Here is a 21,626-nt window from a genome sequence, read left to right as displayed (position 1 = left end):
CGCATTGAGATCATGTTCGGACGCCTGAAGGATTGGCGGCGCGTCGCCACCCGATATGACAGATGCCCAAAGGTATTCCTCTCGGCCATCGCTCTCGCTGCTACAGTCCTATTCTGGCTGTAAATCAATGAGTCTGGAGCCTAACAAGCGCTCGCAAAGACATTGGCAAAGATTTTTTGACTTATTGCCTCTTTAATTATCCCGATCCGAGCGGCGTGCGACTTTGGTTCCAATTGTGGCGATTTTGTGTTGTTTTTTTTGCAGGATTTGGGCAACCCTACGTGGGCATTTGATTTTTTGTTTGGGGGAAATAGAAAGATGCCTGTTCTGTCGGTTCAAAATACGCGGATTATCGAGCAAAATAGCAGTTTCGAGTATCTGTTTGTTCGAGTCTCGTTGGATGCGGTCGCCACGGCGCCGGTTACATTCTCTTACTACACGCAAGACGGGACGGCCGAATCCGGGCCAGACTACAGCCCAAGCGCCCGAACCGTCACAATCCCGGCAGGCGAGAGTTTCGTGGACGTGCGTCTTTCCATCATCGGAGATACCGCGATCGAAGGCGACGAGAGTTTTGAATTCGTGCTCTTGCCATCAGCGAATTCCTCCCTGCCGGATGACGCGGCGGCGATGGTGGCGACGATCACCATTGCGGACAATGATGATGGAGCTGCCGATGCGCCTGCCGGGACTACCGGGCCCGGAAGGCTCATTTTCGGTCCCGACCGGGAGCCAGGTCCGCTGCCGACAGTTACAGCGCATGATCTGAAGATCATCGAAAGCGACAGCAGCTTCGACTATGCCTATTTTCTGCTGACACTTGACCGCCCGGCGACGGCGCAGATTACCCTCAGCTATTACTTGCAGGAAGGGACGGCGACGGCGGGCGCCGACTTCAGTGCGGCCGCAAGCACGGCGACAATCGCTGCGGGAGAGCAATCAACTTGGATTCGGGTGGCTGTAACCGGTGACACGAATGCTGAAGAAGATGAAGATTTCCAGCTGGTGCTGACAAATATCAACAATGGCGTCTTTGCTGGCGGCGGCGAGATACTGACCGCGACGGCGACCATTCTGGATGACGATACCGGGCCCATCTCTGAGCCGGGAGGCGTTGGCGACCCGGGCGAGGCGATCCAGGGACCGGATAAGTTCGGTACGCTCCCGACCATTCGGTTCCACGATGTCAAAGTGATCGAGGGCGACAGTAGCTTCAAATATGTTTATGTACCTTACACGCTGGATGCTCCCGCACCGGCACAGATCAAGGTTGATTACTATACCCAGGCTGGCAGCGCGTCTAATACGCAGGGCGATTTTGGGGATGCGGCGAGCACGTTGACCATCCCCGCGGGCCAGGAAAGCGGGTGGCTGCGCTTTAGTGTAAACGGCGACACCGCGATCGAAGGTGACGAGAGTTTCTCGGTTGTGTTCACCAATCTGCAAAACGCGGACTTCGAAGGTGGCACCGCCGTGATGCAGGCCGAGGTCACGATACTGGACAATGACAGTGGCCCGCTCACGGGGCCTGCCGGTATCGGTGATCCCGCCGATCAGTTGCCGACGCCGGTCTCAACTGCGACTGATGTGCCGGTTCTGCAGATCTCCGATGTCTCGGTCTTCGAAGGCGACAGCAGCTTTGCGTATGCAGAGTTTCTGATCACGCTGGATCGCCCTGCGCCGACAAGGATCACTGGCCAATATGTCTTTGATGACGGCACGGCCTCGAAAACCCAGGGTGATTTCAGTGGTAGAGAGGGCAATTTCACTATCGAGGCGGGAACGGAAAGCACCTATCTGCGCGTTGCTGTTACCGGGGACACACGGATTGAGGGGGACGAAGCTTTCAACCTCGTCCTGACCGGGCTGCAGAATGCCACATTCTATGGCAACGGCCCGGCGCTGGTTGCGCAGGGCACGATCATCGGCAATGACTCTGGTGTGCCATCGCAGGACGCCGGGATCGGTGACGTCGCCAAGCCGGTTCTCGGCCCGCCTGTGTCTGAGGCTGGTGTCGTTCTGGATGTGGTGTCAACCTCGATCCTGGAAGGCAACAGCAGTTTTGCTTACGCTTACGTCTATGTCCTGCTTTCCGAGCCTGCGAAGACCGATGTGCAGGTAAACTGGAGTACCGTCGAGAATGCCGATGCCCAGAGCGGCATCGATTTTGGAGCGACCGGAAGCACATTGACGATCCCGGCAGGTGCCAGCAGCGGCCGCGTTCGGGTCAGCATCGTTGGTGACACCGCGATCGAAGGAGACGAGACTTTCGGCGTTGAGTTCTCTTCTCCGACCGGGGCGGTTCTGGTCAATGGGCAGGCAACGCTCATGGCTGAGGTGCGCATTGCCGGAAATGACGGCGCTGGCACGCCTTCCACTGGTCCGGATTTTGATTTCGGTACGCCTGCAAATGGCGATCCCAACTATTTGCTTGGAACAAACGGCAAGGATGGAATCCGCGGATTTGGTGGCAATGACACGATCGTCGGCCTTGCCGGAAACGACAATCTGGTTGGCGATGCCGGAAACGACGTCTTGCTCGGCGGTATTGGGGCAGATCGCTTGGTCGGAGGATTGGGCAACGACCGTATGACCGGTGGTTTTGGCGCCGATACCTTTGTGTTGACCTGGGGAATGGGCCGCGACAGAGTCACTGATTTCAATCACGGTGTTGACCGTCTTGATTTCAACGCATTGTCACCGGCGCAGAAGGCGGGTGCGTATTTTGTCAAAAGCGGATCCAATCTGGTGGTGCACCTGAGCGATGGTTCGACCATGGCGCTTGGCAATGCGCCTGTGATTAGCGGCAACGGCAATAACAACCGGCTCGTTGGCACCGTTAAGGATGATTTCATTCAGGGCTTTGCTGGCAACGATACGCTTGATGGCGGCGGCGGGCACGACATGCTGCTCGGCCATAAGGGGGCGGATACGCTGCGCGGTGGCGCCGGAAACGATACTCTGAATGGTGGAGACGGTAACGATCTGCTTTCGGGTGGAAATGGAAGCGATGCGCATAACGCAGGCGGGGGAAACAACGTCGTCTTTGCCGGGAAAGGCAATGACTATGTGACTGCCCTTGGGGGCACCGATAGGCTGTTGGGTGGCACCGGTAACGACACGCTCAACGGAGGCGGGGGCAACGATACGATCAGCGGCGGAGATGGTGCGGACCGGATTGGAGGCGGTGCCGGAAATGATGTGCTGACGGGCGGAAAGGGTCGTGACACGATCTGGGGGAATGCGGGGAACGACAATATCGATGCCGGGGCGCAAAATGACAGCGTGGTTGGCGGCAGCGGCAACGACACGATTCTCGGCGGCGATGGCAGTGACTCCGTCTTTGGCGACGATGGCAGGGACAGTCTGACGGGCGGCAACGGCAATGACCTGTTGAACGGCGGAGGCTGGTCCGATGAAATCTTTGGCGGAGGCGGAAACGACACGTTGATCGGATCCGGCGGCAATGACGAGCTCTGGTCGGGCGCAGGCAATGACGTTGCATATGGCGGAGACGGGAAGGATACCCTGCTTGGCTTCGCCGGAAATGACAATCTTTGGGGAGGCAACGGGGCGGATCAGCTTGACGGCGGTGCTGGTAATGACACGCTGCGCGGAGGTGCCGGAGCGGATGTGCTCGTCTTCTCAACCGGAGAGGATCGCGTGCTGGCGTTTTCCGATGGAGACAAAATTGACCTGTCTGGCGTCGCTTCGATCAATAACTTTTTCGATCTTCAAAACAACCATCTGTCGGGACCGGTGAATGCGGTGATCGACGATGGGTTCGGCAACACGATGACTCTGGTCAGCGTGGGGGCGGGGACACTGGACGCGGGTGATTTCATCTTCTGATCGCCAGATGTTTATGATTAAGAGCGGCCCGGGTGAGATTGCCCGGGTCGATCTCTGTTCGAAGGGTTGAACCGGGATTGAGCTGATCTGATTGCTTCGCGGAGGCGCATCAATTGGTAGTCAGATCGGCCCAGACCAGACGGTGGCGGCTGGCATTGACCGCGTGCTCATACATCGGATCGCCAGGCGTAGGCCAGAAGACACCCGATCCCGCCACCTGCCAATCGCGGGAGGGCAGGATGTAATCGACCCGCATTCGCCCCGGTCCCACCCAGTCCACCGTGTCCAGCGCGTTGGGCGTCTTGTGGCCTTGATCCGGGGCCTGTTCGGCGCCCCGGCTGTGGGGGGCGGGGTCCTGCAGTTTCGGATGGGTCAATAAAGAGCGTATCGCCGCGCCAAGCCCGTCGCTGTCATGAGGGTCCAGATTGGCGCCACCTAACAGAATCAGCCGCGCTTCGGGTGGTGGGCCGAATTGACCATCAAGAAAGTGGTGCCAAAACAGTATCTCGTCCTTGTTGCGCAAACCGTTACGATCCTCGGGCCCATCAAAAACCGGCGGGCCGGCCTGAAAGGTCAAGAGATCGATCCGGCCGGTTGGCGTCTCGATCGGCACAACCCAATGGGCGGTCGATGACAGGCGCTGGGCCTCCTGCGCCTCTGCGGACGGGAAAGGCAGGCCATCCACCTGCGGCAAGGTCGCCCCGGGCAGATCGCGCCAGAGCAAGGTCGAGAAATCCCGAACCTCTTCGTGCAGGATCGGATGCTTGGACAGGATCGCGATACCAGCCTGCCCCGCGAAGGCGCCATATCCCTGCGCATCGCCGGGCCCGCCGGTCAGACCGTCTCCGTCGAGGTCGAGATCGGTTGCCATCCCGCTATTTGGACGCAGATGCAGGATATGGTTAAACCGGACCCCCGCATCCGCAAGCTTGTCTGTCAGGGCGTTCAGGGCATTGGCCTCATAGTCCCAGTCGATGCTTTGCAAAGCAATGATGTCGGGGTTCACCTGAATGATGTTCTGGATCACCTGCCCGATACGCGGATCGCGTTCCGTTTCAATATCACGCATGAGAAGGCCAGGACCGTCCCGGCTCAGTTCAGTGTTGTAGGTGGCTACGCGCAATGGTTGCGCGCTTGTGACTGCTGGCAGCGCTAGTAGCAGCGCCAGCGCCAGGCGGATCATGCGGTTTGCATGGCCTCGGTATCCGCGTCGGCATAGGCGCGGCGGCGCTTTTCCTCGATCAGTTCGGCAACGCGCATCATAGCCATTCCGCGCATGACCATGCTGGCGGGCAGGAAGGCCCAGGCGCTAACCACCCAGATCAAAGTGTGCGGGTTATCCATTGGGAAGGGGTTTATGAAGTTAGATGCGATCTTGATGATGGCCGGGATCACGAAGGGCAGCAGAAAGCCGATGACCATGTTGGCGCGCCCGTCTTTCTGCAGCCGCGCCACCACGTCACCGCCGGTGGTGGGATCAAAGAGCGGCAGGTTGATCCAGACGTTGAACGCGCCGTTGCCGGTAGGCCAGCCGCGCACCCGGATCGTGAAATAGAAGGTCAAGATCGTCGTCAGCGACAGCACATAGGCCAGACCGGCCGAAAGACGGACCGCGTTGATCGTATCCAGCGAGCTGTGATCGGGCAGCATCAGCACGATCAGGCGGACCGGAGAATAAGGGAAATCGACCATATGCGCAGTCAGCAGACCAAGGCCCGAGAACAGGGCGGTCACATTGGTCGGTTCATATTGGTTCTTTATGATCAAGGTCAAGAATGTGACCATCGACATCAGGGCCACAAATCGCAGACGGTTCAGCGGCGGAGCGTCCCGGAATTCGACAAAACTCGGAAATGCCGAGTTGTATTCGGCAAATGTCAGGATAAACCCCAGGATCGCGACAAGAACCACGATCTCGACCGAGCTTGTGAGATAGCCCGGCAGGTAGAGTGCTGGAGTGGCAACCATCACAGCCACAAGCAAGCCGCGCGTCGCCGCGCCGGTGATACGTCCAATCACAATTCGACCCCTTCAAAGCGGACGGGTCGATGCATTGCCGATCCCGTTCCCAACTTGGCCCTTCCCGTAAAGGGCGAGTATCGTTTTGAGCAATTTGCGCAGGATTCCGCTCATCACTCAAGTGGAACCCCTTACTAACAGGTGATTCCAGGCAAAAAAGTGGCAAAACTGGTGCGTTCTTGCATCAATCCCGGCAAAGTGCCCAAATTGATCAGAGAACGAGCACTACATCTTGTGGTAGGCGAGACCCGAAGCGCATCGGCGAACTTTCTCGCCCTCTCTGGGTTGCGTGATTCGAATCTGTGCTACCGCAGGATATCACCAGATTCGCATTGCCTGAATCAGCCGACCATGGAGCAAATCGAACTTGCGGCGCTGGAAACCGCTACTGGCATACTTCGCCTCGGTGATGGATAGCCAGTCGATTAGCAATCGGGTGCGGATGCAGAAATCGAGAATGTCGATATCAATCGGATGGTGATACTGGCGCAGGAACATCTCTTTGTTGAGGCGCAGAATGCCGCTGCGGTCCAGATCGTCCGGTGTGGCGGGACGAAAGACATCCATCTTGAGAAAATCAACGATGTCATAGATCAGGTGTTTCTCGGTCGCCTCGGTAAAGTCGATGCCATAGGTTGAACCCTTGCCAAGCAGTAGGTTTCCACCATGGAAATCCCCGTGTGCAAAACCGCTTGTATCGTGTCGCCCAGTCAGGCTCTCGCCTTGCCTTCTCAGCATGTTGATCATCGGCGCGTAGCTGGTTGCGGTGGCCTGGGGCGTGCCATGCACCAGAGTGGCGATTTCATCGAACATCCATTGCGGCCGGAATTCGGTGCTGGTCTGTTCTTTGTAGCCGTGCAGGTTGTGAAGCCATGCTCCCCCACGCCGATAGACCTGCGCCGCCTGGTTGTTATCTGGGGAATCGTAAATCAAGTTTGTTGCGGTTGGCCGGTCGAGATATTCGGTGACAAAGAACAGCCCCGAAGGCGACAGATACTCGGGGCGTATGATGCGGGTGGTTTCGAACTGGAGGAAATGATCGTAGAGCTTGCTCAATACGGTGTATTCGTCTCGAAGACGACCAGTCTGATCCCCTGTCCGGTCAATTTTTAGAGAATAGTTGATGTCACCGATGACGACGCGGAACACCTGCCGGTCGTCCGGAAAATCCGCCGATCTGTAGATGCAGGTAAAAGCCAGATCACCTTTGGTGCCAACAGCCCGGCTGAATTCGTCAACAAAACCGGCGATCAGGTCTTGGTCGAAGTTGAACAGGTCGGGCACTAGGCGGCCTCCCTGTTGCATGTGGTGAAGGGCAAACGGAAAAGGCCGCGCAGTTGCGCGGCCTTATATTCTAGCACCTCAACCACTCAGACCCAGGGGCGCTCTTGGGCCGCTTTGCTTTCAAAAGCGTCAATGGCATGGGCCTTTTCCATGGTCTGGCCGATATCGTCCAGCCCGTGGAGCAGGCAGTGCTTTTTATGCGCATCGACCTCGAACTCTATGATGACACCATCGGAGGTGATGATCTCCTGCACGTCCAGATGGACCGAGATGCGGGCATTCTCGCCCTTGTGGGCGTCTTCCATGATGATGTCGTGGTGCTCTTCGGCGACAACAATCGGAAGGATGCCGTTCTTGAAGCAGTTGTTGTAGAAGATGTCGGCGAAGCTGGTCGAGATCACGCAGCGGATGCCGAAATCCTTGATTGCCCAGGGCGCGTGTTCGCGCGACGAGCCGCAGCCGAAATTGTCGCCCGCCACCAGAATCTCGGCCTGGCGATAGGCGGGTTGGTTCAGAACAAAGTCTTCCTTTTCGCCGCCGTGGTCATGGTAGCGCATCTCATCAAACAGGTTCTTGCCGAGGCCAGAGCGTTTGATGGTCTTCAGGTGGACTTTGGGGATGATCATATCGGTGTCGATATTGATCAGGGGCATGGGGGCAGCCACACCGGTGAGTCTTTCGAACTTGTCCATTTTTGTTACTCCCGCGGTCGGGACAGCCCCCGGACCGCTTAGCTTTCCTTGATTTCCGTGTCGGTGGCTTCGCCGTCATTCTTGCGCAGGAACAGCGCCATGAAGATCAGGCCGAAACCGTTGAACAGCATTTCGATACCCAAGAGAATTCCGAGCAGTTTCAGCAACCATGTGGGGTCTTCGCTGGCATACATCCAGATGATCCCCGCCAGAATGATCGACAGAATACCGGAAATGAGCGTCGGCGCAAAAAGCGCCGTACTGCGCATCTGGAACGACAGGATGATCCGCGCGATGCCGCCTGCCATGAACAGGATCAGCACCACCGTGGCCAGCGTCAGCGTCCCTTCCAGCGGGTGCGCCAGAAACGACCAGCCCAGGAACAGCATGACCGCGCCCATGATGATGGCCAGAACCTTGCGGCCTGTGCCCTCGACCGAGAAGCCGCCCACCAATTGCAACCCACCGCTGATCAGCAGCAGGATACCGGTGAGCAGCGTCACGGTGACCGAAGCCACCACCGGCGCCCCCAGAACGATAACGCCGAAGATAATCGACAGCAGTCCCAGCAGGAACCATTTCAACCAGTCGCTCATGTCTCTCTTTCCTCAAAAAGCCAAGTCTTGAGCGTAGCTTACATCAGTTCCCGCACGTCCGTAAGCCTTCCCGTAATGGCAGCGGCGGCGGCCATGGCGGGTGACAACAGATGGGTGCGACCGCCACGTCCCTGACGCCCCTCGAAGTTGCGGTTCGAGGTGGCGGCACAGCGCTCCCCTGGTTGCAATTGGTCGGGGTTCATCGCCAGACACATCGAACATCCCGCAAGCCGCCATTCAAAGCCCGCATCACGGAACACCTGCGCAACGCCTTCTTCTTCGGCCTGCGCCCGAACAAGGCCCGAGCCGGGAACGACCATGGCGCGCATACCGTCCTTGACCTTCTTGCCCTTCAGGATCTCGGCTGCGGCGCGCAGATCTTCGATCCGGCCATTGGTGCAGGACCCGATGAAGACGGTGTCGATCTCGATCTCGTTCAGGGGCGTGCCGGGCTCAAGACCCATATAGTCCAGCGACCGTTTTGCCGCGTCCACCTTGCCGCCTTCGAAATCCTCCGGGCGGGGCACGGTGGCGGTGATCGGCAGCACATCCTCGGGCGAGGTGCCCCAGGTCACGACTGGTGCGATGTCTTCACCGCGCAGGGTCACAACCTTGTCCCAATGGGCGTCGTCATCGGAATAGAGTGTCTTCCACCAGGCAAGTGCGGCTTCCCATTGCGCGCCTTTGGGGGCGTGCGGGCGACCTTTGACATAGTCGAAGGTGGTTTCGTCCGGGGCGATCAGACCGGCGCGCGCGCCGCCTTCGATCGCCATGTTGCACACGGTCATGCGGCCTTCCATCGTGAGGTCACGAATCGCCTCGCCGCAATATTCGATCACATAGCCGGTGCCACCGGCGGTGCCCGTCTCGCCGATCACGGCCAACGTGATATCCTTGGCGGTCACGCCCGGGTTCAGCTTGCCGGTGATCTCGACCTTCATGTTCTTGGATTTCTTCTGGATCAGCGTCTGGGTGGCCAGCACGTGTTCGACCTCGGACGTGCCGATACCATGGGCCAGCGAGCCGAAGGCGCCGTGGGTGGCGGTATGCGAGTCGCCGCAGACCACGGTCATACCGGGCAGGGTCCAGCCCTGCTCGGGTCCGACGATATGCACGATGCCTTGCCGCACGTCATTGACCGGGTAGTAGTTGATGCCAAAATCCTTGGCATTCTTGTCGAGCGCCTCGACCTGAATGCGGCTTTCTTCATTATCGATGCCGTTGACGCGGTCCGGCGTGGTCGGAACATTGTGGTCCGGCACGGCGATGGTCTTTTCCGGCGCGCGAACCGGGCGGCCTGCCATGCGCAGCCCTTCAAAGGCCTGCGGGCTGGTCACCTCGTGCACCAGATGGCGGTCGATATAGAGCAGGCAGGTGCCATCATCGGCCTCGTGGGCGACATGGGCATCCCAGATCTTGTCATAGAGTGTTTTGGGGGACATCGGTCCTCTCCCGTATATTTTCAGAATTGCTGGCGAAAGGCTGGACGCCGCTTATAGGCGGGCCAGCACCGTGCGGGCAGCCCCAAAGAACCGTTCGCGCAGTCGCGCGCGGTCTTGCAGATCAAGGGTTGGGGCCGTATCGGGTCTCATGGCGCCCAGATACAGTTCCGGGCCGCATCTATCAAGGTCTGCGCGCGTTTTGCGGTGCCGTTGGGGCACATTCCTGCGATGAGGTGCCGGGTTTCATTGAAATGTGATGAAGCCGGGGTTAAATTTAAGATACCTCAGCGCCGGAGGTTTGGCGGCGCGCTGCAAAGGAGGACAATGTCCTGTCTCTTTATCCAGAGGCGGCAATTACCGCCGATGAACGGGCCGGTTTGATGGCCCAATCCCAGCTTACCAGCGAAAAGCTGCTAGAGCGTATCCTTTCTTCTCTGACAGACGACAAGGCCGAAGATGTTGTGCAGATCGATCTGCGCGGCAAGACCGAGATCGGTGATTACATGGTGATCGTCTCGGGTCGCTCGACCCGTCAGGTCGCGGCCATGGCAGAGAAACTGTCGGATCGCATCAAGCAGGAATTTGGATTCACCGCCAAGGTCGAAGGCAAGGATGCCGGCGACTGGGTGCTGATCGATACAGGCGATGTGATCGTCCATATCTTCCGCCCCGAGGTCCGCGAATTCTATCAGCTGGAAAAGATGTGGCTGCCGCAGGGTAGCAACGCCTCGACGAACTAGGGCGTTATCCCGGCCGATTTTGACGGCCGGAAGCGGGGAAAAATGCGCATTTCCATTTGCGCGGTCGGCCGTCTCAGGGCCGGACCGGAAAAGGATTTGATTGACGACTACCTGACGCGCTTTGACAGGACTGGTCGTGCGCTGGGCCTCGGCCCGGCAAAAATCATCGAAGTTGAAGACAAAAAAAACGCCGGGATGGGTGCCGAGGCCACCTTGCTGCGCAAGGCAATCCCGAAAGGCGGACTGATCTGCACGCTGGATGAGCGTGGCCGCACCCTGACCTCGCCTGAATTTGCGCGGCGACTGGGCAATTGGCGCGACGCGGGTCGTCAGGATATCGCTCTTGTAATCGGCGGCGCAGATGGAATCGACCCAGGCCTGCGCGCCGAGGCTGATTTTTCGCTATCGTTTGGCAAGATGGTCTGGCCGCACATGCTGGTGCGGGTGATGCTGGCAGAACAGCTTTACCGGGCGGCCACGATTCTGTCGGGCGGCCCCTATCACCGGGTTTGACATGGCGCAGCTCTTGATCGTGTACCACTCGCGCACTGGCGGCAGCCGCCAGATGGCCGAGGCCGCAGCAGAAGCGGCGCGCGAGGAGGCGGAGACAGTGCTCAAACCCGCCGATCAGGCCGGTCCCGAGGATCTACTGCGCGCCGATGGCTTCCTCTTTTGCGCGCCCGAGAATCTGGCCGCGATCTCCGGAGTGATGAAGGATTTCTTTGACCGGTGTTACTATCCCGTTCTGGGCCGTATCGAAGGTCGGCCATATGCGCAGATGGTTTGCGCCGGGTCCGATGGCGAAAACGCGGCGCGGCAAATGGCGCGGATCGCCACAGGCTGGCGGCTGAAAGAGGTGCAACCGCCGCTGATCATCTGCACCCATGCCCAAACGCCAGAACAGATTCTGGCGGAAAAACACATCCAAACTGATCAGCTTGAACAATGCCGCGAGATCGGCGCGGCGCTGGCGGCGGGTCTCAGCCTGGGTGTGTTCTGAGGATCAGTTCAGCGTGACCAGAGTGGTCTGCTCATTCCAGCCATCGACATTGCACCGGGCCTGAACCTGTACCTGAACCGTGCCCTCGGGGATGCGGACCGAGCCGAGCGAGCGGGTAAAGGGCTGTTCCTGTTCATGCGGGTGATGCAGAACGCGCAAGCCCAGCTCATTCCCGTCCATGTCCAGAATGCGCCAGCCATCGGCATAATGGTCCCAGCCGGTATCGGGATGTGAGATGGTCACATCGAAGCGCCAATCGCCGCCGGATTGCGATGCGGTCACCTTTTCGATGGTTGGCGGGTCTGCCAGAACCGGTCCGGCCAGCAGCAGGAATAGAAGAACATATCTCATATCCGCAGCTTAGCGGCGAAGCGCGGGTCTTGCATTCAAGTTTGTGTGTCCGCAGGCGGGTTCAGCAGAATCTCGCGCGACCGCGAGACAAACTCGCGACGATAAAGCATGGACAGCGTGATGAGGCTGGCCAGCACCAACGCCGCCGGGCCCAGCATCCAGGCAACTGCCGTCAGCGCGAAATAGGTCGACCGCATGGCGCGGTTGAAGCTGCGCGCAGCCGTGGTGCTCAATTCGGCGGCCTGTTTGGCGCGGGGATAGGCGTTTTCGGCCTTGGGATCGTTGGGCACCGCGCCCATGACCACTGCGCAATAGCCAAACAGGCGGTGTGCCCAGACATATTTCAGAAACGCGTTCGACAGGAACAGCAGGACACAGATGATCTTGAGTTCCCACACAAAGGCGGGCGCATCGTCGATGGCAAGCTCTTGCGCGACACCGGCCAGCCGCTCGGTATTGCCGACCAGCGCCAGACCGCCGCCGATGGCGATCATCGAGGCGGAGGCGAAAAACGTTGTTCCCTGCCGCAATTGTCCGATCAATTGGCTGTCCAGCACCCGCGGCTCGCGGGTGACCATCTGCATCATCCACTCATACCGGAACGCCGCCATCAGATAAGAGACCGAGGGCCGCTTGGCATTGGCATTCTCGATCCTCCAACCGATCCAGAGCCAGCCCAGCACAAGCAGGGCGACGGCCCCGTAATCCAGTGGTGAAAACAGCAAGGCTCGGTCGATCCAGGACATGCCGGGACCATAAGCGCAGGGGGAGAGACTTGCCAGATGCCTAAATTGGTAATATCAACTTACCAAAATGGAGTCCCGCTATGGAAATGCCAGAGCCAGATCCCAAGATCCTAGAGCGAAAGCCGCAACTGCTGGCGCGTCTGAGCACGGTATTGCCGGAGGATGCGCTGATCCACGAGATTTCCGAGACGCGCGCTTATGAGTGTGATGCACTGACCGCCTATCGCTGCCCGCCGATGGTTGCGGTCCTGCCCGCCTCCACGCAAGAGGTCTCGGACGTGCTGCGCATCTGTCATGAAGAAGGCGTGCCGGTGGTGCCGCGCGGCTCGGGCACCTCATTGGCTGGCGGTGCTCTGCCAACCGAAGACTGCGTTATTTTGGGCGTGGCGCGCATGAACGACGTGCTGGAAACCGATTATGACAACCGGATCATCCGGGTGCAGTCCGGGCGTACCAATCTCAGCGTCAGCGGCGCGGTGGAAGAACGAGACTTTTTCTACGCGCCCGACCCGTCCTCGCAGCTGGCCTGCGCCATAGCGGGCAATGTCGCGATGAATTCCGGTGGGGCGCATTGCCTGAAATACGGGGTGACCACCAACAACCTGCTGGGCGTGACCATGGTGATGATGGATGGCACGGTGGTCGAGATCGGCGGCGCGCATCTGGATGCGGGCGGGCTGGACCTGTTGGGGGTCATCTGCGGCTCTGAAGGGCAGTTGGGGGTTGTTACCGAGGCGACTCTGCGCATTTTGCGCAAGCCCGAAGGCGCGCGACCGGTCCTGATCGGCTTCGATGACAACGCGGTGGCGGGGCAATGTGTCTCGGACATCATCAAATCCGGTATTCTCCCGGTTGCGATCGAGTTCATGGACCGGCTTTGCATCGAGGCTTGCGAGAACTTTGCCCATGCGGGCTATCCCAAATGCGAGGCGCTGCTGATTGTCGAGGTCGAAGGCTCGGAAGCTGAGATCGACAGTCAGTTGGGCAAGATCATCGAGATCGCCAAGCGGCACAACCCGGTCGAGCTACGCGAAAGCGGATCGGCGGAGGAAAGCGCCAAGATTTGGCTGGGCCGCAAATCCGCCTTTGGTGCGATGGGGCAGTTGAACGATTACATGTGTCTGGACGGCACGATCCCGGTCTCGGAACTGCCCCTGGTCCTGCGTCGAATTGGCGAATTGAGCAAGGACTACGGGCTGCCGGTAGGCAACGTCTTTCATGCTGGCGACGGCAATATGCATCCGCTGATCCTGTTTGACGCCAACAAACCTGGCGATCTGGAGAAATGCGAAGCCTTCGGGGCCGACATTCTGCGGCTTTGTGTCGATGCGGGTGGCTGCCTGACCGGAGAGCACGGGGTGGGCATCGAAAAGCGCGATCTGATGCTGCACCAGTACAATCCCGATGACCTTGAGGCGCAGATGGCAGTGAAAGACGTATTCGACCCGAAATGGCTGCTGAACCCGGCCAAGGTCTTCCCGCTCGGGTCTTCGGCAGCGAGGCGCAGCGCGTGACCCGTCGCCAGCAAAACGTCCCAAAACAAAAAGAAGAGCTGGGATGACACCAGAGACAGAAACAGAGCTGGCACAGATCGTCGCCGGATTGAGCGGCCCGGTTTCCATTGTTGGCGGGGGTACGCGAGGCGTCGCCGGATCGGCGCCTGCGCTCGATATATCGCGCCTGACGGGCATCCACCTCTATGAACCCGGCGCTCTGACATTGGTGGCTGCCGCGGGAACCCCGCTGGCCGAGGTCGAAGCGGCGCTGGATGCCGAAGGCCAACGCCTGGCGTTTGAGCCGATGGATCATCGCGTGCTGCTGGGCACGTCCGGTGCGCCGACCATTGGCGGCGTCGTGGCAGCCAATGTCTCGGGTCCGAGACGGGTTCAGGCGGGGGCTTGCCGTGATTTCCTGCTCGGGGTGCGGTTCGTAGATGGGGGCGGCGCCGTTATCAAGAATGGCGGTCGGGTCATGAAGAATGTAACCGGGTATGATCTGGTGAAACTGATGGCAGGGTCCTGGGGCACACTGGGCGTGCTGAGCGAGGTCTCGCTGAAGGTGCTGCCCAAGCCCGAAGCCACCCAGACGCTGGCTATCGCCGTTCCCGATGCCGAGCGTGCTGTCGGGCCCGATGCCGAGCGTGCTGTCGGGGCGATGTCTGATGCGCTGGGGTCTCCGTTTGAGGTTTCGGGCGCGGCCTATGACCCCGAGCGCGGGCAAGTCTTTGCCCGGTTGGAGGGGTTTGCGGATTCGGTCGCCTACCGTTCAGCTCGTCTGAGCGAGCGGTTGGCGCGCTGGGGTGACATAACACGCCCGGAAGCGCCTGATCTCTGGTCCGACATTCGCGATGTCCGGTGCTTTGCCGATCGGGCGGGTGATGTCTGGCGGATTTCCTGCCGCCCCAGCGACGCGCCGGATCTTGCGCAAAAGGCGGGGGCGGATGCGCTATTGTTTGATTGGGGCGGTGACCTGATCTGGGCGTTGATGGCAGAGGGGTCCGATCTGCGCGCCCGGCTGGGCGGTTTCGACGGGCATGCAACGCTGATCCGGTCCGACCAGGAAACGCGCGCGCAGCTTGGTATGTTCCATCCGCAGCCTGCCCCGCTGGCTGCGATCCAACAGGCGCTGCGCACCCGGTTCGATCCACAGGGCCGCTTCAACCCCGGATTGATGGGCTAGATCATGCAGACAGAATTTACGCCCGAACAGCTGAAAGACCCGGCAATCAAACGCTCCAATGAGATTCTGCGGAGCTGTGTGCATTGCGGTTTCTGCACCGCAACCTGTCCCACCTATCAGGTGCTGGGCGACGAATTGGACAGCCCGCGCGGGCGCATTTACGTGATCAAGGACATGCTGGAAAACGACCGCGTGCCGGATGAAAAAACCGTCAAGCATATCGACCGGTGCCTGTCCTGTCTGGCCTGCATGACAACCTGTCCATCGGGCGTGCATTACATGCATCTGGTCGATCACGCCCGCGAATATATTGAGGCCAACTACAAGCGCCCCTTCACCGACCGGGCCCTGCGCTGGGTGTTGGCGCGGATTCTGCCCTATCCGACGCGGTTTCGGCTAGCCTTGCTGGGGGCCAAGATTGGCCGGCCATTTCGCGCCCTGATGCCCGATGCGCGGTTGCGGGCAATGCTGGATATGGCGCCACGGCATATCCCTCCGGTCAGCCGCAATGATGACCCGCAGAGCTTTGCGCCTGAGGGCCCGCGCCTGAAACGTGTCGCGCTGATGACCGGCTGCGCGCAAAAAGCACTGAACACCGATATCAATGATGCCACCATTCGCCTGCTGAAGCGCTTGGGATGTGAGGTTGTGGTGGCTGAGGGCGCGGGCTGCTGCGGGGCGCTGACCCATCACATGGGCAAGACCGGTGAAAGCCACGCAACCGCCGCACGCAACATCCGCGCCTGGGCGCATGAGATGGACGGGCAGGGGCTGGACGCGATCGTCATCAACACCTCTGGCTGCGGCACGACCGTGAAGGATTACGGCCATATGTTTCGCGATGGCGATCTGGCCGAAGATGCGCGCCGCGTGTCCGAGATCGCGATGGATGTCTCGGAACTGCTGGTTCAGCTCGACCTGCCGGAGGCCCCACCGCGTGACATGACCGTGGCATACCATGCGGCCTGTTCGCTGCAGCACGGGCAGAAGATCACCGCGCATCCGAAAACTCTGCTGCGCAGGGCCGGGTTCGACATTGTCGAACCCGCAGACAGCCATCTGTGTTGCGGAAGCGCGGGCACGTATAACCTGATGCAGCCGGAAATCTCGGGCAAGCTGAAGCAGCGAAAGATCCGCACGTTGGAGGCGCGAAACCCGGATGTGATCGCGGCGGGCAATATCGGTTGCATGATGCAGATCGGCTCGGGCACGGCGCTGCCGGTGGTTCATACCGTCGAGCTGCTGGATTGGGCGACCGGCGGGCCGATACCTCGGGCGTTGCTGCAATCCCACAGTCGCGAAGCAGCGATTCCGGACCTGCGCGCAAGCCTGTAACCTTGCCGCAATTTCGCCGTATGATTTGCCTACACCAAAGGGCGAATGTTGGCGGAGCCTTATGTGCGTATTGTGATCAAAGCCCTGTTGCTTGCCTGCCTACCTGGATTGGGACTGGCGCAGGATAGCGGCCTGAAACCTCTGGAGACCATCGATTCGGCCCGCGACTGGATGGCGGTCGGGCGTCTGGATATCGACGGGGCTGGGTTCTGCACCGGGGCGTTGGTCGCGCCCGATCTGGTGCTGACCGCCGCGCATTGCCTGTTCAAGCGCGCCTCGGATGAGCGGATCGATCTGTCCCGGATCGAGTTTCTGGCAGGCTGGCGCAAAGGGCGTGCCTCGGCCTATCGCAGTGCCAGTCGCGCGGCGATCCACCCCGGTTACAAGCATCAGGAGGAGATCTCGGCGCAGCGGGTGCGCAATGATGTGGCGCTGATCCAGTTGGACCGCCCGATCCGTAATACCACGATTCTGCCCTTTGCGACCGGCAGCCACCCGGACCGGGGCGCGGATGTCGGCATCGTGTCTTATGCGCAGGATCGCGCTGATGCGCCGTCGCTGCAGCGGGCCTGTTCAGTGATGGCGCGACAACAGGGCATTCTGGTGATGTCCTGCGACATTGATTTTGGCTCGTCCGGCGCGCCGGTTTTCTCCTTTCAGGATGGCACGCCGCGTATCGTCTCTGTGGTGTCGGCCAAGGCCGAGGCGGATGGAGGCCGGGTGGCGCTGGGTGCAGGGCTTGAGGCGTCGCTTGCAATGTTGCGCGCAGAGTTGGTCGCAGACAGCGATACCGGGCAGGTAAAGCGCGCGCCCAACCGGATCAAAAGCGGATCAACCAGCGCGAAGTTCATCAAGCCATGAAAGCGTTTCTGTTTCTTTTCCTGAGCCTTTGCCTGTCACTGCCGTTACAGGCGCAGAACAGCGGGTTGCGACGGCTGACCGATCGCGAGGACCTGCTGGGCTGGGAGGCGGTTGGCAAGCTCGAACTCGGCGGTGGATCATACTGTACGGGGACGCTGATCGCCAGGGATCTGGTTCTGACGGCGGCCCATTGCGCGGTCAGCAAGTCGACCGGCAAACGGTTTGAGCCCGGTCAGATCATCTTCAAGGCCGGGTATAGCGACGGCAGAGCCCTGGCGGATCGGGAAGTGACCCAGATTGCCGTGCCGGAAAACTTCCAGATAAACGGGCCGAACGGGCCGGACCGGATACGCGCCGATGTTGCGTTGTTGCGGCTGGCCGCTCCGATTCCGCTGGACGTGGCCGACCCCTTTGCCCTGCATTCCGGCAATATACATGGCGCGGAAATCAGCGTTTCCTCTTATGGGCAGGGCCGCGACGAAGCGATCTCGCGCCAACGCTCCTGCCGCATCCTGAACCGTGAGGAAGGGCTGATCGTTGTGGATTGCGACGTGACTTTCGGGTCTTCCGGGTCGGCCTTACTGGCCAGATCTGACAGCCGCTGGCAGATATTGTCGGTTCTGTCCGCAGGTGCGGTGCATAACGGCGAGAAGATCGGGATCGGCATGGAACTGCCTGAAATCGTCGCGCAGCTGAAACGCCAGCTGTATCGTGACGCGCCGCGTCCCAAGGCCGGTATCAAGATGCTGGGCGTCGGATCGGGCCGCAGCAGCTCTGGCGCGAAGTTCATCCGCCCGAATGGGTCTTGAAACCCCTCTTTTTGTTCCCATCTGAATTGCATCGGGTCGCCGCTTCGGGGCCCGATCACTCACCCGCCCGTCCAACCGGAGGGCTTATCGTCCATCGCTCTAGAATGAGGATACACGAACAATGCGTAGTTTTGATTTTGCACCCATGCACCGCGCCAGCGTCGGCTTTGACCAGATCGCCGACATCATGGACCGTGTCATGAACAACGACGTGGCTCAGCCCAGCTATCCGCCCTACAACATCGAAAAGACCGATGCGGACAGCTACCGCATTTCGATTGCCGTCGCCGGGTTTGCCGAAGATGATCTGGCGGTTGAAGTCAAGGAAAATGCCCTTGTCGTTTCGGCCAAGAAGGCCAGCGAAGAGACCGAGCGCAAATACCTGCACCGTGGTATCGCCACCCGCGCCTTCGAGCGTCGCTTTGCCTTGGCGGACCATGTGCGCGTGACTGGCGCGACCCATGAGAACGGTATGCTGCATATCGACCTGAAACGCGAAGTGCCCGAGGCGCTGAAACCGCGCCGCATCGCGATCGGATCACCTGCAACGGCAGAGGCGGATGTCGTCGATGCCAAGCCGGTGAACTAAGATACCCAATCCCCCAGCCGGCATCGTCGCAAGCCGGGAGGGGGTCGCGAAAACAGGGCTTACCTCCGGTTTTCGCACCGCCCCGCGCCACTCCAGACGCGGGGCGGAGTTTTGTCAGGCGCCCGCCCCTTGCCCTGGGCTGGCTCTTGGGCGTCCCGTTCCTAGCTGCCTTCGCTGACATTGCCGATGGACCAGAACATGGTCTCGCCGGAACTGTCATCGACGCCATCATTGTCGCTGATCACGAGACCTTCGCCCGAAGGCAGGATCGCCAGGCCTTCGATCTTGTCCAGCACATAGCCCCCGGTCGATGTCAGATCGGGCAGTAGGTCTCGGACGAGGTCCTTGCTAACCACCGGCAGTGCGCTGCCCAGCGGGGCGGGGTTCATCTCGGCCAGCGGAATGCGATAGACCTTTTTGGTCACTGCACGGTTGTCATGCTGGTTGTCCCGCTCGATCACATAGACATGATCGCCAAAGGCGGTGATCTCGCTCAACCCGACCCAGCCGGTATCCGGCTTGGCCTTGGGATAATGCACTGCGCCCCATTCCTTGGTCTCTAGGTTATAGGCCACCAGTTTCACATGATTCTCGGGGTCATCCTGCCATTCCCGCTGAACTGCCATCCAGAGCGTATCGCCTATGCGGGTGATGCCTTCGAACCCGAACCGCGTCTCGACCGCCATCAGTTCCGGGGGCAATCCGATCTCACCCTTCCGGTCCTTGATCGCGCCATCAGGCTGCACGTGATAGATCGCATGCGGGATCACCCGGTCGGTGCGCCCCTCGGAGGCGACATAGAACCCGCCTTTGCCGTCCAGCGTGATGCCCTCCAGGTCTAGCTTCTGCGCCGGAGCGCCATTGCGGGTGATGCGGATCACATCGGTGATCTGCGCGGGCGTCTGGCTGGGGTCGATTTTGAAGATCGAGGGCTGGAAACCATAGAAGCTGTCATTTACCGCCCAGATCATGCCGTCCTCATCGGCGACCATGCCCGACATCGCGCCCCAACCGATCAATTCGCTGGCCTCGGCAGAGGTCAGATGCGGATAAGCGGCTGGCGCGTCCCGATAGGCGTAAATCATGACATGCGCACGCGGGCCGCCATCTTCGATCAGGTCTTTCTCATTGGCCGAGACCAAAAGATTACGCTCTGGGATCGCCACATAGCCTTCCGGCCCGACGCCCGAGGGCAGCAGCTGCTTCAGTACCGGCTCCGCCGGATTGGTGGCGTCATAGACCCCGACGATCGAGGCGCGCTCGGCCCCGACAAAGATCATTGGCGTGCCGCCAAAGCTGGCTGCCGTCACGCTTTCCGGCTCCACCCCTTTGCTGTCCGAGCGCTTGTCCGGGTAGTGGCCCACCTGGATGATGGCATGTTCGAAATCGGTGCCGCTGTCATAGACCACGGTGCCATCCTTGGCGAAGATCGTCCATCCGCGCGAACCACCTTCATAATCGCCCTCATTTGCCGTGGCGAAATGGGTGTCATCGATCCACTTCACCGCGTCGGGTTCACGCAGGCGGCCCTTCTGGCTTTCATTAAAGATCAGCGCGCCGCGTTCGTCGGTGGCGTCGATCTGCTCCAGATCGACCGCCCCGGCCGGGAAATGGCTGATCACCTCGCCCTGGCTGTTCACCACGACAATGTGGTTGTTTTCCTGCAGGGTGATGACGGTTTCACCGAGGCTGTTGATATCGACGAATTCCGGTTCCGGATCACTGCCCGCAATCTCGGCAAGACCTGTCAGGTCCACGTTCTTCATGTTGGTGCAATCCAACCCGCCGGCGGACAAGCTAACCATGGCCAGAGACCCGGCAGGCAATTGCGGGATGACACCGTCATTGTGGTCCTCGTCCCGTTCGTTCTCGATCGCGACGGAGATGAAACTGCCATCGGGTGCGGCGGCGATGCTGTCGGGCTGGCCCCCCAGATCGCAGGAGGTGATGATCTTTTTGGTCACCACATCCAGCGCGATCAGTTTGCCCGAGGGGTCGGTGTAGCTTTGCGAGGTGTTCACGCCGACAAACGCGGTATTGCCCAGAACCGCCACCGAAGTGGGTTCGCCACCGATGTCTGTATTGCCCAGAGGCGCGGGATGGACCGGGTCGGTGATGTCGATCAGGCCCACGGCGCCCAGGGGGCTGTCAGTATAGACCAGTGTGTTGCCATCCGCCGTTGCCGCTATGATCTCGGGCGAGCTTTCGCGATTGGTATCCTCACCGCTGGCCATGTTCCTGACGACCGGGAAGGAGGCGATACGGTTGAAATTCATCTCCGCGGCGGCGCTGCCGGCGGTAAGAATGGCCACTATGGCCAATGCTGACACTCTGTTCATGAGATCCCCACTTTGTTGGATGCCGCTTGCCTGATTGCGGGGCGTGACAGGAGGGTATCGGTTTTGAAACAGATTTATGAATTGTCGAACGGGGCGGCGCTTGCGGTCTGTCAGGCCCGGCGTCTTCTCGGGATTCTGTTTGCATTGGGTCTTACGACTCGGGATTTTGGTTTGGGTGTTTGTTCTGTGTTGTTTTGGTTAGGTTTTCATTGATTTTGTTGGTTGTATTTTGTTGTTAGTATTCTGATATTGTTTGATTTTTTGTGTTTGTGGTTTGATTTTGTGATTTTTT

At 59.8% G+C, this 21,626-nt stretch carries 21 protein-coding genes; 11 read left to right on the top strand and 10 right to left on the bottom strand.

The genetic code is table 11. The features are described 5' to 3' along the window. Both AB1E34_RS25300 and AB1E34_RS25295 read left to right on the top strand, forming a co-directional pair. Positions 1-123 (top strand): transposase (locus AB1E34_RS25300; RefSeq protein WP_372570752.1); only part of this gene is annotated, 123 nt, incomplete at its 5' end. 195 nt (positions 124-318) lie between these two features. Continuing rightward, complete coding sequence (locus tag AB1E34_RS25295) at positions 319-3,852, top strand: Calx-beta domain-containing protein (RefSeq protein ID WP_372575066.1); 3,534 nt, start codon at positions 319-321, stop codon at positions 3,850-3,852. A gap of 109 nt (positions 3,853-3,961) precedes the next feature. Here AB1E34_RS25295 and AB1E34_RS25290 read toward each other — a convergent pair whose 3' ends face one another. The 7 genes from AB1E34_RS25290 to AB1E34_RS25260 all read right to left on the bottom strand — a co-directional run bounded on the left by AB1E34_RS25290 (position 3,962) and on the right by AB1E34_RS25260 (position 10,035). Further along, a complete protein-coding gene (locus AB1E34_RS25290; RefSeq protein ID WP_372575065.1) occupies positions 3,962-4,921 on the bottom strand; it encodes an endonuclease/exonuclease/phosphatase family protein in 960 nt (319 codons plus the stop codon). A 110-nt stretch (positions 4,922-5,031) separates the two neighbouring features. After that, the gene (locus tag AB1E34_RS25285; RefSeq protein WP_372575064.1) at positions 5,032-5,871 is read right to left on the bottom strand and encodes a hypothetical protein; all 840 of its coding nucleotides are present in this window, start codon (positions 5,869-5,871) and stop codon (positions 5,032-5,034) included. 318 nt (positions 5,872-6,189) lie between these two features. Further along, entirely contained in the window at positions 6,190-7,155 is a 966-nt protein-coding gene (locus tag AB1E34_RS25280) for a phosphotransferase (protein WP_372575063.1), read from the bottom strand. 86 nt (positions 7,156-7,241) lie between these two features. After that, entirely contained in the window at positions 7,242-7,847 is a 606-nt protein-coding gene (gene leuD, locus AB1E34_RS25275) for a 3-isopropylmalate dehydratase small subunit (protein WP_372575062.1), read from the bottom strand. A 38-nt stretch (positions 7,848-7,885) separates the two neighbouring features. Further along, positions 7,886-8,443 carry an HdeD family acid-resistance protein gene (locus AB1E34_RS25270; RefSeq protein ID WP_372575061.1) on the bottom strand — a complete coding sequence of 186 codons (558 nt, stop codon included), beginning with the start codon at positions 8,441-8,443 and terminating at the stop codon, positions 7,886-7,888. A gap of 38 nt (positions 8,444-8,481) precedes the next feature. After that, positions 8,482-9,885 (bottom strand): 3-isopropylmalate dehydratase large subunit, encoded by a 1,404-nt coding sequence (leuC, locus tag AB1E34_RS25265; RefSeq protein ID WP_372575060.1) that lies wholly within the window; start codon positions 9,883-9,885, stop codon positions 8,482-8,484. Positions 9,886-9,936: 51 nt separating this feature from the next. Next, the gene (locus AB1E34_RS25260) at positions 9,937-10,035 is read right to left on the bottom strand and encodes an isopropylmalate isomerase (protein ID WP_372575059.1); all 99 of its coding nucleotides are present in this window, start codon (positions 10,033-10,035) and stop codon (positions 9,937-9,939) included. Between the two features lie 230 nt (positions 10,036-10,265). On the opposite strand from AB1E34_RS25260, the gene rsfS reads away from it, so the two are divergent. Genes rsfS through AB1E34_RS25245 form a run of 3 tightly spaced genes read left to right on the top strand, consistent with a single transcriptional unit; the run spans position 10,266 to position 11,625 of the window. Then, positions 10,266-10,625 carry a ribosome silencing factor gene (gene rsfS / locus AB1E34_RS25255; RefSeq protein WP_306201382.1) on the top strand — a complete coding sequence of 120 codons (360 nt, stop codon included), beginning with the start codon at positions 10,266-10,268 and terminating at the stop codon, positions 10,623-10,625. Between the two features lie 42 nt (positions 10,626-10,667). After that, positions 10,668-11,138 carry a 23S rRNA (pseudouridine(1915)-N(3))-methyltransferase RlmH gene (gene rlmH, locus AB1E34_RS25250; protein ID WP_372575058.1) on the top strand — a complete coding sequence of 157 codons (471 nt, stop codon included), beginning with the start codon at positions 10,668-10,670 and terminating at the stop codon, positions 11,136-11,138. Between the two features lies 1 nt (position 11,139). Continuing rightward, a complete protein-coding gene (locus AB1E34_RS25245; RefSeq protein ID WP_372575057.1) occupies positions 11,140-11,625 on the top strand; it encodes a flavodoxin family protein in 486 nt (161 codons plus the stop codon). Between the two features lie 3 nt (positions 11,626-11,628). On the opposite strand, the gene AB1E34_RS25240 is transcribed toward AB1E34_RS25245, so the two are convergent. After that, on the bottom strand, positions 11,629-11,976 hold the full coding sequence (locus AB1E34_RS25240) for a hypothetical protein (RefSeq protein WP_372575056.1): 348 nt from the start codon (positions 11,974-11,976) through the stop codon (positions 11,629-11,631). Positions 11,977-12,011: 35 nt separating this feature from the next. After that, complete coding sequence (locus AB1E34_RS25235) at positions 12,012-12,722, bottom strand: DUF599 domain-containing protein (RefSeq protein ID WP_372575055.1); 711 nt, start codon at positions 12,720-12,722, stop codon at positions 12,012-12,014. An 80-nt stretch (positions 12,723-12,802) separates the two neighbouring features. On the opposite strand from AB1E34_RS25235, the gene AB1E34_RS25230 reads away from it, so the two are divergent. The 6 genes from AB1E34_RS25230 (at position 12,803) to AB1E34_RS25205 (ending at position 18,995) form a co-directional block, all read left to right on the top strand. Next, positions 12,803-14,236, top strand: a complete 1,434-nt coding sequence (locus AB1E34_RS25230) for an FAD-linked oxidase C-terminal domain-containing protein (protein WP_372575054.1) — start codon at positions 12,803-12,805, stop codon at positions 14,234-14,236. A gap of 43 nt (positions 14,237-14,279) precedes the next feature. Beyond that, the gene (locus AB1E34_RS25225) at positions 14,280-15,401 is read left to right on the top strand and encodes an FAD-binding protein (protein WP_372575053.1); all 1,122 of its coding nucleotides are present in this window, start codon (positions 14,280-14,282) and stop codon (positions 15,399-15,401) included. Between the two features lie 3 nt (positions 15,402-15,404). Further along, on the top strand, positions 15,405-16,736 hold the full coding sequence (gene glcF / locus AB1E34_RS25220) for a glycolate oxidase subunit GlcF (RefSeq protein WP_372575052.1): 1,332 nt from the start codon (positions 15,405-15,407) through the stop codon (positions 16,734-16,736). A gap of 63 nt (positions 16,737-16,799) precedes the next feature. Continuing rightward, positions 16,800-17,597: a trypsin-like serine peptidase gene (locus tag AB1E34_RS25215; RefSeq protein ID WP_372575051.1), complete on the top strand. Its 798-nt coding sequence runs from the start codon at positions 16,800-16,802 to the stop codon at positions 17,595-17,597. After that, positions 17,594-18,406, top strand: coding sequence for a trypsin-like serine peptidase (locus AB1E34_RS25210; protein ID WP_372575050.1), 813 nt, complete (start codon positions 17,594-17,596; stop codon positions 18,404-18,406). Before AB1E34_RS25215 ends, AB1E34_RS25210 begins: the two co-directional genes overlap by 4 nt. A 121-nt stretch (positions 18,407-18,527) precedes the next feature. Beyond that, positions 18,528-18,995: an Hsp20 family protein gene (locus AB1E34_RS25205; RefSeq protein ID WP_372575049.1), complete on the top strand. Its 468-nt coding sequence runs from the start codon at positions 18,528-18,530 to the stop codon at positions 18,993-18,995. A 161-nt stretch (positions 18,996-19,156) separates the two neighbouring features. Here the strand turns inward: AB1E34_RS25205 and AB1E34_RS25200 are convergent, their stop codons facing one another. Beyond that, on the bottom strand, positions 19,157-21,334 hold the full coding sequence (locus AB1E34_RS25200; protein WP_372575048.1) for an esterase-like activity of phytase family protein: 2,178 nt from the start codon (positions 21,332-21,334) through the stop codon (positions 19,157-19,159). Positions 21,335-21,626 lie beyond the last annotated feature (292 nt).

This window comes from Ruegeria jejuensis, from assembly GCF_041537905.1.
In the GTDB taxonomy this organism is placed as follows: Bacteria; Pseudomonadota; Alphaproteobacteria; order Rhodobacterales; family Rhodobacteraceae; genus Ruegeria_C.
This window is presented reverse-complemented; position numbering and strand designations above follow the sequence as displayed.

Bases quoted from the DNA above. Each gene is read 5' to 3' on its own strand.
- leuD (WP_372575062.1), bottom strand. From the start codon at position 7,847: ATGGACAAGTTCGAAAGACTCACCGGTGTGGCTGCCCCCATGCCCCTG.
- AB1E34_RS25210 (WP_372575050.1), top strand. From the start codon at position 17,594: ATGAAAGCGTTTCTGTTTCTTTTCCTGAGCCTTTGCCTGTCACTGCCG.
- AB1E34_RS25270 (WP_372575061.1), bottom strand. From the start codon at position 8,443: ATGAGCGACTGGTTGAAATGGTTCCTGCTGGGACTGCTGTCGATTATC.
- AB1E34_RS25240 (WP_372575056.1), bottom strand. From the start codon at position 11,976: ATGAGATATGTTCTTCTATTCCTGCTGCTGGCCGGACCGGTTCTGGCA.
- glcF (WP_372575052.1), top strand. From the start codon at position 15,405: ATGCAGACAGAATTTACGCCCGAACAGCTGAAAGACCCGGCAATCAAA.
- AB1E34_RS25290 (WP_372575065.1), bottom strand. From the start codon at position 4,921: ATGCGTGATATTGAAACGGAACGCGATCCGCGTATCGGGCAGGTGATC.
- AB1E34_RS25230 (WP_372575054.1), top strand. From the start codon at position 12,803: ATGGAAATGCCAGAGCCAGATCCCAAGATCCTAGAGCGAAAGCCGCAA.
- AB1E34_RS25260 (WP_372575059.1), bottom strand. From the start codon at position 10,035: ATGAGACCCGATACGGCCCCAACCCTTGATCTGCAAGACCGCGCGCGA.
- AB1E34_RS25200 (WP_372575048.1), bottom strand. From the start codon at position 21,334: ATGAACAGAGTGTCAGCATTGGCCATAGTGGCCATTCTTACCGCCGGC.
- AB1E34_RS25245 (WP_372575057.1), top strand. From the start codon at position 11,140: ATGGCGCAGCTCTTGATCGTGTACCACTCGCGCACTGGCGGCAGCCGC.
- AB1E34_RS25205 (WP_372575049.1), top strand. From the start codon at position 18,528: ATGCGTAGTTTTGATTTTGCACCCATGCACCGCGCCAGCGTCGGCTTT.
- AB1E34_RS25295 (WP_372575066.1), top strand. From the start codon at position 319: ATGCCTGTTCTGTCGGTTCAAAATACGCGGATTATCGAGCAAAATAGC.
- AB1E34_RS25225 (WP_372575053.1), top strand. From the start codon at position 14,280: ATGACACCAGAGACAGAAACAGAGCTGGCACAGATCGTCGCCGGATTG.
- rsfS (WP_306201382.1), top strand. From the start codon at position 10,266: ATGGCCCAATCCCAGCTTACCAGCGAAAAGCTGCTAGAGCGTATCCTT.
- rlmH (WP_372575058.1), top strand. From the start codon at position 10,668: ATGCGCATTTCCATTTGCGCGGTCGGCCGTCTCAGGGCCGGACCGGAA.
- leuC (WP_372575060.1), bottom strand. From the start codon at position 9,885: ATGTCCCCCAAAACACTCTATGACAAGATCTGGGATGCCCATGTCGCC.
- AB1E34_RS25235 (WP_372575055.1), bottom strand. From the start codon at position 12,722: ATGTCCTGGATCGACCGAGCCTTGCTGTTTTCACCACTGGATTACGGG.